We start from the raw sequence: 246 nt of genomic DNA on the forward strand, positions 1-246 counted from the left end.
ATGTGACCTTCGGCGCACCGATGCAGCGTTCACCGAAAAGCACCGAGGCGGTTTACCTGCTGGCCAGGGAAGCCTTTGCGCTGGGTTACCGGCGTCTGGAATGGAAGTGCAACAACGGCCCCGCTCGCTCCAAGTACGCAGCAGTACGGTTGGGGTTCAGTTTTTAGGGGTTGTTCCGCCAGCACATGGTGGTCAAGGGTCAGAACCGTGACACGGCGTGGTATTCGATTCTGGACTCGGAATGGC

1 pseudogene is annotated in these 246 nt (G+C 58.9%); it reads left to right on the forward strand.

Annotation, left to right across the window (positions count from 1 at the left end):
* Nucleotides 1-246, forward strand: a pseudogene (locus tag ACCD11_RS28460) (GNAT family N-acetyltransferase); the annotation flags it as partial.

Source organism: Variovorax sp. Varisp36, assembly GCF_047304235.1.
Taxonomy (GTDB): Bacteria; Pseudomonadota; Gammaproteobacteria; order Burkholderiales; family Burkholderiaceae_C; genus Variovorax.